The organism is Streptomyces sp. NPDC006385 (assembly GCF_040612485.1).
Lineage (GTDB): Bacteria > Actinomycetota > Actinomycetes > Streptomycetales > Streptomycetaceae > Streptomyces.
On sequence record NZ_JBEXQG010000034.1, the window covers coordinates 34,994 to 49,519 of the forward strand.

Here is a 14,526-nt window from a genome sequence, read left to right on the forward strand (position 1 = left end):
GCCGGGGCTCACCCGGCCCCGGCCCCAGGCCCGTGCCCTTCGCCGGGGTCGAGGCCGAGGCGATCATCGACGAGGACGGCCGCGGAGGCGTATGGCCACCCCGACGGCCTGGCCCCGGCGTAAGCGTGCCCCGAGACCGACGGTCGGACGCCGGCCATCGGCCCGTGGTGCGACCCGTGCGAGAGCGCGCGCGGCGACGAGGTTGTTGCAGAGACCACATCGCCCACAGCCCACGAGGCCCACAAGGCCCACAAGGCCCACAAGGGCTGCGCTGAGTGTCCTGAGCCGCCGCCATCGGCTCCCGCTCCCGCAGCTCGGTGACGCGCCATCGCGGGAGAGCCCGGGCGGAGCCCCGCCTCACCGAGGACGGCGACGACCCCCCCTGTCCTGGCCGTTCTCAGGTGGCCGGTGCCCGTGGAGCGCGCAAGCGGGTTGTCCACAGCCTCGTCGGACTGTCAGCCCTCGCCAGTAGGGTGTGAGACATGGCCGACCCCTCCAGCTACCGCCCCAAGCCGGGACAGATCCCGGACTCTCCCGGGGTGTACAGGTTCCGTGACGAGCACCGCCGGGTGATCTACGTCGGGAAGGCGAAGAGTCTGCGCCAGCGCCTGGCGAACTACTTCCAGGACCTGGCGGGCCTCCACCCGCGTACCCGCTCGATGGTCACCACGGCCGCGTCCGTCGAGTGGACCGTGGTGTCCACGGAGGTCGAGGCGCTGCAGCTGGAGTACTCCTGGATCAAGGAGTACGACCCCCGGTTCAACGTCAAGTACCGCGACGACAAGAGCTACCCGTACCTCGCGGTGACGATGAACGAGGAGTTCCCGCGGGTGCAGGTGATGCGCGGTCACAAGAAGAAGGGCGTGAGGTACTTCGGCCCGTACGCCCACGCGTGGGCGATCCGCGACACGGTCGACCTCCTCCTGCGCGTCTTCCCCGTGCGCACCTGCTCGGCGGGCGTCTTCAAGAACGCCCGCCGCACCGGCCGCCCCTGTCTGCTCGGCTACATCGGCAAGTGCTCCGCCCCCTGCGTGGACCGCGTCTCCGCCGAGGAGCACCGTGAACTGGCCGAGGAGTTCTGCGACTTCATGACCGGCCGCACGGGCACCTACCTGCGCCGTCTGGAGAAGCAGATGATGGAGGCGGCCGAGGAGATGGAGTACGAGCGGGCCGCCCGCCTGCGCGACGACATCGAGGCTCTGAAGAAGGCCATGGAGAAGAACGCGGTCGTGCTCGCCGACGCGACCGACGCCGACCTCATCGCGGTCGCCGAGGACGAGCTCGAGGCGGCCGTGCAGATCTTCCACGTCCGTGGCGGCCGGGTGCGCGGCCAGCGCGGCTGGGTCACGGACAAGGTCGAGGAGATCACCACCGGCGCCCTCGTCGAGCACGCCCTCCAGCAGCTCTACGGCGAGGAGACCGGGGACGCGGTGCCCAAGGAGGTCCTCGTCCCGGCCCTGCCCGACCCGCTGGAGCCCGTGCAGGAGTGGCTGTCGGGGCGGCGCGGCGCCAATGTCTCGCTGCGCATCCCGCAGCGCGGCGACAAGCGCGCCCTCATGGAGACCGTCGAGCGCAACGCCCAGCAGGCGCTCGTCCTGCACAAGACCAGGCGCGCGTCCGACCTGACCACGCGCTCGCGTGCCCTGGAGGAGATCGCCGACGCCCTCGACCTGGACAGCGCCCCGCTCAGGATCGAGTGCTACGACATCTCGCACCTCCAGGGCGACGACGTCGTGGCCTCCATGGTCGTCTTCGAGGACGGGCTGCAGCGCAAGAGCGAGTACCGCCGCTTCCAGATCAAGGGCTTCGAGGGCCAGGACGACGTCCGCTCCATGCACGAGGTGATCACCCGTCGCTTCAAGCGCTACCTCGCCGAGAAGGAGAAGACGGGCGAGTGGACCGAAGGTGAGAACGCCCCCAGCGACACCTCGTCTGGTCACCTCAGCGACACCTCGTCCGATCCCCTCACCGACACGTCCGGGGCTCTCACCGACACCACCTCAGCCCCCCTCGCCAACGGCCTCAAGGACGACGACGGCCGCCCCAAGCGCTTCGCCTACCCGCCCCAGCTCGTCGTCGTCGACGGCGGTCGGCCGCAGGTCGCCGCCGCTCAGCGGGCCCTGGACGAGCTCGGCATCGACGACATCGCCGTCTGCGGGCTCGCCAAGCGCCTGGAGGAGGTCTGGCTGCCCAGCGAGGACGACCCGGTCGTCCTGCCCCGCACCAGCGAGGGCCTCTATCTGCTCCAGCGCGTCCGGGACGAGGCCCACCGTTTCGCGATCACCTACCAGCGCACCAAGCGGGCCAAGCGCTTCCGGTCGAGCCCGCTGGACGACGTGCCGGGCCTCGGCGAGACCCGCAAACAGGCGCTGATCAAGCACTTCGGCTCGGTGAAGAAGCTGCGATCCGCGACAATTGATGAGATCTGTGAGGTTCCGGGCATAGGTCGCAAGACGGCCGAGACGATCGCCGCGGCCCTCGCCCGGGCGGCCCCGGCCGCACCCGCCGTGAACACGGCGACTGGAGAGATCATGGAAGACGAGGACTCCGATACGACGGCGGAGACCTCGGGGGAGCCCGTGTCCGCGGGCGCCCCGGACGAACGACGGGGGCAGGAGAGATGAGCGAGCACGACACACAACCCACGCCCGAGCGAGATCCACACAGCCAGGAACCCCACAAGGTGACCGGCGAGGACCTCACCCGGCAGGAAGCACGCCAGGAAGACGGAGCACAGGTGAGTACGGGCATCGACGCGGGCGGGGTCCCCGAAGCGGCCATCCCCGAGCTGGTGATCATCTCCGGCATGTCCGGGGCAGGCCGCTCGACGGCCGCCAAGTGTCTGGAGGACCTCGGCTGGTTCGTCGTCGACAACCTCCCGCCCGCGCTGATCCCCACCATGGTGGAGCTGGGCGCCCGCTCCCAGGGCAACGTGGCGCGGATCGCGGTGGTCGTCGACGTCCGCGGCCGCCGCTTCTTCGACAATCTCCGCGAGTCCCTCTCCGACCTCGACACCAGGGGCGTGACGCGGCGGGTCGTCTTCCTGGAGTCCTCCGACGACGCCCTGGTGCGCCGCTTCGAGTCGGTGCGCCGCCCGCACCCGCTCCAGGGCGACGGCCGTATCGTCGACGGCATCGCCGCCGAGCGCCAGCTGCTGCGCGAGCTGCGCGGTGACGCCGACCTGGTGATCGACACCTCCAGCCTGAATGTGCACGAACTGCGGGCCAAGATGGACGCCCAGTTCGCCGGCGAGGAGGAGCCCGAGCTGCGGGCCACGGTCATGTCCTTCGGCTTCAAGTACGGCCTCCCGGTCGACGCCGACCTGGTCGTGGACATGCGCTTCCTGCCCAACCCGCACTGGGTCCCGGAGCTGCGCCCGTTCACCGGCCTCAACGAGGAGGTCTCGGCGTACGTCTTCAACCAGCCCGGCGCGAAGGAGTTCATCGACCGCTACTCCGAGCTGCTCCAGCTGATCGCGGCCGGATACCGCCGCGAGGGCAAGCGGTACGTGACCATCGCGGTCGGCTGCACCGGCGGCAAGCACCGTTCGGTCGCCACATCGGAGAAGCTCGCGGCGCGCCTTGCCTCCCAGGGCGTGGAGACGGTGGTCGTACACCGGGACATGGGACGCGAATGACGGGACGTACTCCGCGGCTGAGCAGGCTGCGCCGTGCGCTGCCCGAGTCACGCGCCGGCCGACCCGTCGAGCCCCGTGGCGGCAGACCACGCCGCCGGGGCGCCCAGCCCAAGGTCGTCGCCCTCGGCGGCGGCATGGGGCTGTCCGCCTCGCTCGCCGCGCTGCGCCGGATCACCGGCGACCTCACCGCCGTCGTCACCGTGGCCGACGACGGCGGCTCCAGCGGGCGCCTGCGCGACGAGCTGGGCGTGCTGCCGCCCGGTGACCTGCGCAAGGCGCTGGCCGCGCTGTGCGGGGACGACGACTGGGGCCAGACCTGGGCCCGCGTCATCCAGCACCGCTTCCACTCCAAGGGCGACCTGCACGACCACGCGGTCGGCAACCTGCTGATCGTCGCCCTGTGGGAGCAGCTCGGCGACCACGTCCAGGCCCTCGACCTGGTCGGCAAGCTCCTCGGCGCGCACGGGCGCGTGCTGCCCATGTCCGCCGTGCCGCTGGAGCTGCAAGCCCTGGTCAAGGGGCACGACCCGGACCGGCCCGAGGACGTCGACACCGTGCGCGGCCAGGCCACCGTCGCCCTCACCCCCGGCGAGGTGCAGTCGGTGCACCTCGTGCCGCACGACCCGCCCGCCGTTCCGGAAGCGGTCGCCGCCGTCCGGGACGCGGACTGGGTGGTGCTGGGACCGGGGTCGTGGTTCTCCTCGGTCATCCCGCACCTGCTCGTACCGGAACTCCTGGACGCCCTCACCGAGACGAAGGCGCGGCGAGTACTCTCGCTGAACCTCGCCCCGCAACCCGGAGAAACCGAAGGCTTCTCCCCGCAGCGTCATTTGGAGGTTTTGGGACGACACGCCCCTAAACTCGCCCTGGACGTGGTGCTGGCCGACGAGGCCGCCGTGCCGGACCGGGATGTGCTCACCGAGGCCGCCAAGCGGCTCGGTGCCGCGGTCGAGCTGGCCCCGGTGGCCCGGACGGACGGGACGCCCCGGCACGACCCGGAGCTGCTCGCCGCCGCGTACGACCGTATTTTTCGGATGCATGGAAGGATCGGCCCATGGCGATGACGGCAGCGGTGAAGGATGAGATCTCCCGACTCCCCGTCACCCGGACCTGCTGCAGAAAGGCGGAGGTCTCCGCCATTCTGCGGTTCGCCGGCGGCCTCCACCTGGTGAGCGGACGCATCGTGATCGAGGCGGAGCTGGACACCGCGATGGCGGCTCGCCGGCTCAAGCGGGACATCCTGGAGATCTTCGGGCACAGCTCCGAGCTGATCGTGATGGCACCGGGCGGGCTGCGTCGCGGTTCGCGCTACGTCGTGCGCGTGGTCGCGGGCGGTGACCAGCTGGCCCGTCAGACGGGCCTGGTCGACGGGCGGGGCCGCCCGATCCGCGGCCTGCCCCCGCAGGTGGTCTCCGGGGCCACCTGCGACGCCGAGGCCGCCTGGCGCGGTGCCTTCCTGGCGCACGGCTCGCTCACCGAGCCCGGCCGCTCCTCCTCCCTGGAGGTGACCTGCCCGGGACCCGAGGCCGCGCTCGCCCTGGTCGGCTCCGCCCGCCGGCTGTCGATCGCCGCCAAGGCCCGCGAGGTGCGCGGAGTGGATCGCGTGGTCGTCCGGGACGGTGACGCGATCGGCGCCCTGCTGACCCGGCTCGGCGCGCACGAGTCGGTGCTGGCCTGGGAGGAGCGCCGGATGCGCCGTGAGGTCCGCGCCACGGCGAACCGCCTCGCCAACTTCGACGACGCCAACCTGCGTCGCTCGGCGCGCGCGGCCGTGGCCGCCGGCGCCCGCGTCCAGCGCGCGCTGGAGATCCTCGGCGAGGAGGTCCCCGAGCACCTCGCCGCCGCCGGACGCCTGCGCATGGAGCACAAGCAGGCCTCCCTCGAAGAACTGGGCGCCCTCGCCGACCCACCGCTGACCAAGGACGCCGTCGCCGGCCGTATCCGCCGACTGCTGGCCATGGCCGACAAGCGGGCCCAGGACCTCGGCATCCCGGGTACCGAGGCCAACCTCTCCGACGAGTTGGCGGACAACCTCGCGGGATGAGGTGAGGAGTCGTCAACAGTCCGGTGCCGGTGTCCGCTTGGGACATCGGCACCGGTGTTCGCCTGTCTTTGCAGCGCCCTTGACTGGGCTGTGATGTGGCATGAGCCTGGCAGTCATTCGTCACTGTGGCGAATCACCGCCAGGGGGGTTCATGAGACCCAGAGCAAGATCGATCGTCGCTGCGGGCGCGCTCCTCATAGCCGGAGCGAGCATCGCACCCATCGCCCAGGCTCGACCGGGAAGTTCGCAAGGATCCGACCCGAGCGAAATCAAGGTCTTCCGGGCCGAGGTCACCAAGAAGCAGGTACCCCTGCTGCTGGCGGCCGGCCAGGACGGTCACGAACTCAGCGAGCAGGCGCCCGAGAAGGGCACGGCCACCGTCGAGGTCTACCTCACCGACGACCAGGCCGAGAAGTTGGAGAAGCAAGGCGTCGAGCTCACCGAGCACGACCTCTCCGCCAGGGCCGAGGCCCGTGTCGAGAAGGCCGCCGAGGGCGTGTACCGCCCGTACAGCGGGAGCGGGGGGATCAAGGAGGAGATCGTCCGGACCGGGCAGGAGAATCCCGGCCTGACCAAGGTCGTCTCCATCGGCAAGACGGTCAACGGCCAGGACATCCTGGCGCTCAAGCTCACCAAGAACGCGAAGAAGACGAAGGACGGCGCCAAGCCGTCCGTCCTCTATCTCTCCAACCAGCACGCCCGCGAGTGGATCACGCCGGAGATGACCCGGCGCCTGATGCACTACTACCTGGACCACTACAAGACGGACAAGCGGGTCAAGAAGATCGTCGACTCGACCGAGCTGTGGTTCGTCCTCTCGGCCAACCCCGACGGCTACGACTACACCTTCCAGGACACCGACAACCGCCTGTGGCGCAAGAACCTGAGGGACAACAACGGCGACGGTGCCATCAGCACCGGCGACGGCGTGGACCTCAACCGCAACTTCACCTACAAGTGGGGCTACGACGACGAGGGTTCGTCGCCCAACCCCACCAGCGAGACCTACCGCGGCGCGTCCCCGGGTTCGGAGCCGGAGACGAAGGCGCTGGACGCCTTCGAGAAGCGCATCGGCTTCACCTACGGCATCAACTACCACTCCGCCGCCGAACTCATCCTCTACGGCGTCGGCTGGCAGGTCGCCACCGACAGCCCGGACGACGTCCTCTACGAGGCGCTCGCCGGCACACCGGACAACCCGGCGGTCCCCGGCTACCACCCGCAGGTCTCCTCGGAGCTGTACACCACCAACGGCGAGGCCGACGGCCACGCCTCCAACGTCAACGGCATCGCGATGTTCACGCCCGAGATGTCGACCTGCCAGACCGTGTCGAACATCGACCCGAACGACCAGTGGAACGCCGCCGACTGCCAGTCGGTCTTCAACTTCCCGGACGACGAGAAGCTGATCCAGCAGGAGTTCGCCAAGAACGTGCCCTTCGCGCTCTCCGTCGCCGAGAGCGCCGCGCGTCCCGACCAGCCCTCGTCCTCGGTCGGCGCGAAGGCCGCCGACTTCAGCCCGGCGCCGTTCACCACGTCGTACTCCCGCGGCGCCGACCAGGAGGTCTCGGTCGTCGTACGGAAGTCCGTGCGCGACAAGGAGCTCAAGTACCGCGTCAACGGCGGCCGTACGCACGACATGCGGCTCAAGCCCTGGAAGGGCGGCGAGACGTACGGCGGTGAGGACAACCTCTACTTCGACGAGTACCGGGCCGAGGTCGCGGACGGCGACCCGGGCGACAAGGTCGAGGTGTGGTTCACCGGCGAGACCAGGAGCGGGAAGAAGGTCTCCAGCGAGCACTTCACGTACACCGTGGCGCAGCGGCCGCGCGCGGACGTCCTCGTGGTCGCCGAGGAAGGCGCCACCGCCACGCACGCGCAGAAGTACGTCGACGCGCTCAAGGCCAACGGCCACCGGGCGATCGTCTGGGACGTCGCCAAGCAGGGCGCACCCGACGCCCTCGGCGTGCTGGGCCACTTCGACACCGTCGTCCACTACACCGGCGCGAACGTCCCGGGCAACGCCACCCAACTCCAGCTGCGCGCCTACCTCAACGAGGGCGGCAAGCTGATGGAGGCGGGCGAGCAGGCCGGCGGCAGCGTCGATCTCGGCGGCGGCACCCTGTCGAACGACTTCAGCCAGTACTACCTGGGCGCCTACTCCCGTACGTCGCTCCCCGGCGCCACCGGCTTCGCCGGCTCCGGCAGGCTCGGCGGCGTCACCGGAGCGCTCGGTGACGCCACCGGAAACCCGCTCGACAAGGCCGGGAGCTACGGCGTCACCTCGGACGAGCTCCCTGTCGACAAGTACCCGCAGTTCGCCAGCGCGGGCGCCGGCCAGTTCGCCGGGACCGTCAACCCGTACGGGCCGTACGCCGGTTCGTACATGGCGGCCGCCGTGCACACCGACGACGCCTACAAGCGGCTGACCAGGACCGTCGACCTCACCGGGGTGAGCGCGGCCGACAAGCCGACGCTGCGCACCCAGCTGCTGTGGGACGTCGAGCCCGGCTACGACAACGTCCTGGTCGAGGCGCACACCACCGGGGCCGAGGACTGGACGACCCTTCCGGAGGCGGGCGGCGCCACCAGCACCACCGTGCCCGCGGAGTGCGAGGCCGGGTTCTACATGGCCGAGCACCCCTGGCTCGCGCACTATCTGACGCACTCGGCCGACGCCTGCACCGCGACCGGCACCAGCGGCTCGTGGAACGCCCTCACCGGCGCCTCCTCGGGCTGGAAGCAGGTCGAGTTCGACCTGAGCGCCTACGCGGGCAAGTCGGTCGAGGTCTCGATCAGCTACGTCACCGACCCGGGCTTCGGCGGTCGCGGCGTCCTCGCCGACGATGCCTCGCTCGTCGTCGGCGGTACGGCGACCGGCACCGAGGGCTTCGAGACGTCGCTGGGCGCCTGGAGCGTGACCGGCCCGCCCGCGGGCAGCCCGGCCGTCCTCAAGGACTGGGCGCGCACGGGAGCGCTGTTCCGGACCTACAGCGCGGTCACCACGGACGACACCGTGCTGCTGGGCTTCGGCCTGGAGCACGTCCCCGCGGCGGCCGACCGCAAGGCGCTCATCGGAAAGGCCCTCGACTCACTTGACGACTGACACGCCGAGGTCAACTGCGCGCAACGCACAGTGACCGAATCGAGTGATCCGGGTTTCCGGGCAGGGCGGTCCGTACCCCTACTGGCGGGTACGGACCGCCCTGCCGTGTATGAGGCATCTGAATGTCACCACGGCGGCCTCAGGGAGGTAGGGTCGTAGGCGGTCGGGGACATCCCAAACAGAGCTCGCCGGCACCGCATGGCCGGCGTACCAACGAGGAGATCGGTTCGTGACGATCCGCGTAGGCATCAACGGCTTCGGTCGTATCGGTCGCAACTACTTCCGCGCACTGCTGGAGCAGGGTGCTGACATCGAGATCGTGGCTGTCAACGACCTGGGTGACACTGCGACCACCGCTCACCTGCTGAAGTACGACACCATCCTGGGCCGCCTCAAGCAGGAGGTCACGCACACCGCCGACACGATCACCGTCGACGGCAAGACCATCAAGGTCCTGTCCGAGCGCAACCCCGCCGACATCCCGTGGGGCGAGCTGGGCGTCGACATCGTCATCGAGTCGACCGGCATCTTCACCAAGAAGGAAGACGCCGCCAAGCACCTGGCCGGTGGCGCCAAGAAGGTCCTCATCTCGGCTCCGGCCAAGGACGAGGACATCACCATCGTGATGGGCGTCAACCACGACAAGTACGACGCGGCGAACCACCACGTCATCTCCAACGCCTCCTGCACCACCAACTGTGTGGCGCCGATGGCGAAGGTCCTCGACGAGAACTTCGGCATCGTCAAGGGCCTGATGACGACGGTGCACGCGTACACGAACGACCAGCGCATCCTGGACTTCCCGCACAAGGACCTGCGCCGCGCGCGTGCCGCCGCCGAGAACATCATCCCGACCACGACCGGTGCCGCCAAGGCCACGTCGCTGGTCCTGCCGCAGCTCAAGGGCAAGCTGGACGGCATCGCGATGCGCGTCCCGGTCCCGACCGGCTCGGTCACCGACCTGGTCGTCGAGCTCGGCCGCGAGGTCACCAAGGAAGAGGTCAACGCCGCCTTCCAGAAGGCCGCCGAGGGCGAGCTGAAGGGCCTCCTCGACTACACCGAGGACCCGATCGTCTCCTCCGACATCGTCAACGCCCCGGCGTCCTGCACCTTCGACTCCTCCCTGACCATGGTCCAGGAGGGCAAGAACGTGAAGGTCATCGGCTGGTACGACAACGAGTGGGGCTACTCCAACCGCCTCGTCGACCTCACGGTCTTCGTCGGCAACCAGCTCTGATATCCAGAGCAGGCGCATTGATGTGAGTCAGGGCTCGGGCGGCGCAGGGACGCGTCGTCCGAGCCCTGACGCGCGTGCAGAACAGACCTGTTGGATCACGAGCGCTTCCGAGCGATCACGAGCGATCACGAGCCCTCCTCAGGAGTCCCCTTCATGAAGACGATCGACGAACTTCTCTCCGAAGGCGTCGCCGGCAAGCGGGTCTTCGTCCGCGCCGACCTGAACGTGCCGCTGGACGGCACCACGATCACCGACGACGGCCGTATCCGCGCCGTCCTGCCCACCGTCAAGGCGCTGGCCGAGGCGGGCGCGCGCGTGGTCGTCGCCTCCCACCTGGGCCGCCCCAAGGGCTCCCCGGATCCCGCCTTCTCCCTGGCCCCGGCCGCCGCGCGCCTCGGCGAACTCCTCGGCACGGACGTGGCGTTCGCGACCGACACGGTCGGCGAGTCCGCCCAGGCCGTCGTCTCCGGCCTCACCGACGGCCAGGTCGCGGTCGTCGAGAACCTCCGCTTCAACGCCGGCGAGACCAGCAAGGACGACGCCGAGCGCGGCGCCTTCGCCGACCGGCTCGCCGCCCTCGCCGACGTGTACGTCAGTGACGGCTTCGGCGCGGTGCACCGGGGGCACGCCTCGGTGTACGACCTCCCGGCCCGCCTGCCGCACTACGCCGGCCACCTCATCGCCACCGAGGTCGGCGTCCTGAAGAAGCTCACCGAGGACGTCAAGCGCCCGTACGTCGTCGCGCTCGGCGGCGCCAAGGTGTCCGACAAGCTCGCCGTCATCGACCAGCTGCTCGGCAAGGCCGACCGTCTCCTCATCGGCGGCGGCATGGCGTACACCTTCCTCAAGGCCAAGGGCTACGAGGTCGGCATCTCCCTCCTCCAGGAGGACCAGATCCCGGCGGTCACCGAGTACATGGAGCGCGCCGAGAAGAACGGCGTCGAGATCGTCCTGCCGGTCGACGTCCTGGTCGCCACCGAGTTCCCGGACCTGAAGACCAAGGCCCCGGCCAACCCCACGACCGTCGCCGCGGACGCCATCCCCGCCGACCAGGAGGGTCTGGACATCGGTCCCGAGACCCGCAAGCTGTACGCCTCGAAGCTCGCCGACGCCGCCACCGTCTTCTGGAACGGCCCCATGGGCGTCTTCGAGCACCCCGACTACGCCGAGGGCACCAAGGCGGTCGCCCAGGCCCTCGTCGACTCCAAGGGCTTCACCGTGGTCGGCGGCGGCGACTCCGCCGCGGCCGTGCGCACCCTGGGCTTCGACGAGAACGCATTCGGCCACATCTCGACCGGTGGCGGCGCCTCCCTCGAATACCTTGAGGGCAAGACGCTCCCCGGCCTCGCCGCACTGGAGGACTGACCTTAATGAGCACGCGCACGCCGCTGATGGCGGGCAACTGGAAGATGAACCTCAACCACCTCGAGGCCATCGCCCACGTCCAGAAGCTCGCCTTCGCCCTGGCCGACAAGGACTACGAGGCCGTCGAGGTCGCCGTCCTGCCGCCCTTCACCGACCTGCGCTCCGTGCAGACCCTGGTCGACGGCGACAAGCTGAAGATCAAGTACGGTGCCCAGGACATCTCGGCCCAGGACTCCGGCGCCTACACCGGCGAGATCTCCGGCCCCATGCTGGCCAAGCTGAAGTGCACGTACGTGGCGATCGGCCACTCCGAGCGCCGCCAGTACCACGCCGAGACCGACGAGATCGTCAACGCCAAGGTCAAGGCCGCCTTCAAGCACGGCCTCACCCCGATCATGTGCGTCGGCGAGGAGCTGGACGTCCGCGAGGCCGGCAACGCCGTCCCGCACACCCTGGCCCAGGTCGAGGGCGGTCTGAAGGACATCCCGGCCGAGCAGGCCGAGACCATCGTGATCGCCTACGAGCCGGTGTGGGCCATCGGCACCGGCAAGGTCTGCGGCGCCGAGGACGCCCAGGAGGTCTGCGCCGCCGTCCGCGGCAAGATCGCCGAGCTGTACTCGCAGGACGTGGCCGACAAGGTCCGCATCCAGTACGGCGGCTCCGTGAAGTCCGGCAACGTCGCCGAGATCATGGCGCAGGCCGACATCGACGGCGCGCTGGTCGGCGGTGCCTCGCTGGACGCCGACGAGTTCGTCAAGATCGTGCGCTTCCGCGACCAGTGAGTAGGCCATAGCGGCGATCCGTCGTACCCTTGCGGGGGCATGGTAAGTGCATTGATGTGCGGCTCCGCCGCGCGGCTACCGTGCCCCCGTCGTTCATCCGAATTCCGAGAGAGTTGGTCCAGCCGTGGTTTTGGGGTTCTCGATCGCCCTGATCGTCTTCAGCCTGCTGCTGATGCTGCTGGTGCTGATGCACAAGGGGAAGGGCGGCGGCCTCTCCGACATGTTCGGTGGCGGCATGCAGTCGTCCGTCGGCGGCTCCTCGGTCGCCGAGCGCAACCTCGACCGGATCACCGTGGTGGTCGGTCTGCTGTGGTTGGCGTGCATTGTCGTACTCGGCATCCTGATGAAGGTCAACAACTGACCCGCTGAACGCAGCCGACCGGTCCGCGCGCACATTCCGCACGCATACCGCACGTAAGGCCCCATGTTCGGTACGCGCAGCTGAGCGCGGCCTATCATGGGGCTTGCGTCTTGTGTGGGGGATCTGTAACTCCAATCACTGGACGCGCGTTGGGCCTTACGTAGACTGAGGCGCTCGCAGCGAAGCGGAACGCCGACTCGCTTCGCGGCACCATCACGCAGGGAGTTACGACCGTGGCAAGTGGCAACGCGATCCGAGGAAGCCGGGTCGGGGCGGGGCCGATGGGCGAGGCCGAGCGCGGCGAGTCCGCGCCGCGTCTCCGCATCTCCTTCTGGTGCTCCAACGGGCACGAGACGCAGCCCAGCTTCGCCAGCGACGCGCAGGTTCCCGAGACCTGGGACTGCCCGCGCTGCGGCTTCCCCGCCGGACAGGACCGGGACAACCCGCCGGACCCGCCGCGCACCGAGCCCTACAAGACGCACCTGGCGTATGTACGGGAACGGCGCAGCGACGCGGACGGCGAGGCGATCCTCGCCGAGGCACTCGCCAAACTGCGGGGTGAGATCTAGGAGTTGAGGACCGGCCGGGCATCATCGGATGCCCGGCCGGACCTGTACGAAGCTCCGGCGGACTCCCGCTCCAAGGCCGATTGTCAGTGGTGCCCTCTACGGTTTGTCCATCGATCTCGTGCATCGGTGGACCGGGAGGGGGAGCCGTGACGACGGCTGAGGCGGCGGGCGTGCGTGCGCCCGCGTGGCGCGGGGGTTTCGGGCGGTTGTGGAGCGCCGCCGTGCTCTCCAGCTTCGGTGACTCCCTGCGTACGGCCGCCCTGCCGCTCCTCGCCGTGACGCTGACGGACCGGCCGTTGCTGATCGCCGCGGTCACCGCCTGTGGCTATCTGCCCTGGCTGCTTTTCGGCCTGCTCGGCGGCGCTGTCGCCGACCGGGTGGACCAGCGGCGCGCGATGTGGACGGTGGACGCGTTACGCGGCCTGCTGGTCGGCGCGTTCGCGGTGGCCGTGGCCCTCGGTCACGCCTCGATCGGCCTGCTCATCGCGCTGGCCTTCACCTTGACCGCGCTCCAGACCCTGTTCGACAACGCCGCCACGGCGCTGCTGCCCGCCCTGGTGGACCAGAAGGCCCTGAGCAGCGCCAACGCCCGGTTGATGACCGGGCAGAAGATCGCGGGCGGACTGCTGGGGGCGCCCGCGGTGCCCCTGCTGCTCGCCGCGGGGGCCGCCGTTCCCTTCGTGGCCGACGCCGTCACCTTCCTGCTGGCCGCCGCGCTGATCGCCTCACTGCGGGCCGCGGCGCCCGACCGCGCGCCGAAACCGGCCGGCAGCACCCTGCGCCGGGAGATCGCGGACGGGCTGCGCACCCTGTGGGGTGACCGGGCGCTGCGGGGGCTGTGCGCCGCGACAGCCTTGTGCAACGTCGGCATGGGTGCCCTGATCGCCACGCTGGTCGTCCTGGTGACCGGATGGCTGGACGCGGGCACCACCGGATACGCGGTGGCGACCACCGCGTACACCGTCGGCAGCCTGGCCGGGGGCCTGGGGAACCGGTGGGCCGCCGCCCGGTTCGGGCCGGCGCGGGCCGTGCTGCTCGCCGGAGTCGTGCAGACGGGCGCCCTCGTCGTCATGGGCAGCGTGCGCAGCCTGACCGCGGTGGCGGCGGCCCTCGCCGTCTTCGGGTTCATGGGCATGGTGTGGAACGTCAACACCACGACGCTGATGCAGCAGCGCGCCCCCGCCGACATGCTGGGCCGGGTCAGCTCCGCCTTCCGCACCCTGGCCGTCGTCGGCACCCCGCTGGGCGCCCTGCTCGGCGGTGCCGTCGCCACCGCCTGGGGCCTGAACACGCCCGCCCTGCTCACAGCCGCCTTCTTCGTCCTGTCGGTCCTCGCGCTGATACCCGGCGGCAAACCGGACGTACCTGTTGTTGCGCCGGACGACGACGCGACGACAACTCACGTCACCCGCTGATCAACTACGT

The 14,526-nt window shown here is 70.0% G+C and carries 11 protein-coding genes; all 11 read left to right on the plus strand.

The genetic code is table 11. The annotated features are described in order from the left end of the window. Positions 1 to 482: 482 nt before the first annotated feature. Positions 483 to 2,624 carry an excinuclease ABC subunit UvrC gene (gene uvrC, locus ABZ078_RS24580; RefSeq protein WP_356578436.1) on the plus strand — a complete coding sequence of 714 codons (2,142 nt, stop codon included), beginning with the start codon at positions 483 to 485 and terminating at the stop codon, positions 2,622 to 2,624. Continuing rightward, positions 2,621 to 3,637 carry an RNase adapter RapZ gene (gene rapZ / locus ABZ078_RS24585; protein ID WP_356578438.1) on the plus strand — a complete coding sequence of 339 codons (1,017 nt, stop codon included), beginning with the start codon at positions 2,621 to 2,623 and terminating at the stop codon, positions 3,635 to 3,637. The genes uvrC and rapZ overlap by 4 nt, the downstream gene beginning before the upstream one ends. Next, the gene (yvcK, locus tag ABZ078_RS24590) at positions 3,634 to 4,701 is read left to right on the plus strand and encodes a uridine diphosphate-N-acetylglucosamine-binding protein YvcK (RefSeq protein WP_356578440.1); all 1,068 of its coding nucleotides are present in this window, start codon (positions 3,634 to 3,636) and stop codon (positions 4,699 to 4,701) included. The genes rapZ and yvcK overlap by 4 nt, the downstream gene beginning before the upstream one ends. Then, on the plus strand, positions 4,692 to 5,681 hold the full coding sequence (gene whiA, locus ABZ078_RS24595) for a DNA-binding protein WhiA (protein ID WP_356578442.1): 990 nt from the start codon (positions 4,692 to 4,694) through the stop codon (positions 5,679 to 5,681). The genes yvcK and whiA overlap by 10 nt, the downstream gene beginning before the upstream one ends. A 151-nt stretch (positions 5,682 to 5,832) precedes the next feature. After that, positions 5,833 to 8,787 (plus strand): M14 family zinc carboxypeptidase, encoded by a 2,955-nt coding sequence (locus ABZ078_RS24600; RefSeq protein ID WP_356578444.1) that lies wholly within the window; start codon positions 5,833 to 5,835, stop codon positions 8,785 to 8,787. A 229-nt stretch (positions 8,788 to 9,016) separates the two neighbouring features. Further along, positions 9,017 to 10,024, plus strand: a complete 1,008-nt coding sequence (gene gap / locus ABZ078_RS24605; protein ID WP_356578446.1) for a type I glyceraldehyde-3-phosphate dehydrogenase — start codon at positions 9,017 to 9,019, stop codon at positions 10,022 to 10,024. 153 nt (positions 10,025 to 10,177) lie between these two features. Then, a complete protein-coding gene (locus tag ABZ078_RS24610; RefSeq protein WP_356578448.1) occupies positions 10,178 to 11,389 on the plus strand; it encodes a phosphoglycerate kinase in 1,212 nt (403 codons plus the stop codon). A 5-nt stretch (positions 11,390 to 11,394) separates the two neighbouring features. After that, on the plus strand, positions 11,395 to 12,171 hold the full coding sequence (gene tpiA, locus ABZ078_RS24615) for a triose-phosphate isomerase (protein ID WP_356578450.1): 777 nt from the start codon (positions 11,395 to 11,397) through the stop codon (positions 12,169 to 12,171). A gap of 130 nt (positions 12,172 to 12,301) precedes the next feature. After that, positions 12,302 to 12,532, plus strand: a complete 231-nt coding sequence (gene secG / locus ABZ078_RS24620) for a preprotein translocase subunit SecG (protein ID WP_356578524.1) — start codon at positions 12,302 to 12,304, stop codon at positions 12,530 to 12,532. Positions 12,533 to 12,765: 233 nt separating this feature from the next. Next, positions 12,766 to 13,101 (plus strand): RNA polymerase-binding protein RbpA, encoded by a 336-nt coding sequence (locus tag ABZ078_RS24625; RefSeq protein WP_003976875.1) that lies wholly within the window; start codon positions 12,766 to 12,768, stop codon positions 13,099 to 13,101. Between the two features lie 146 nt (positions 13,102 to 13,247). Then, complete coding sequence (locus ABZ078_RS24630; protein WP_356578452.1) at positions 13,248 to 14,516, plus strand: MFS transporter; 1,269 nt, start codon at positions 13,248 to 13,250, stop codon at positions 14,514 to 14,516. The last annotated feature ends 10 nt before the right edge of the window (positions 14,517 to 14,526 follow it).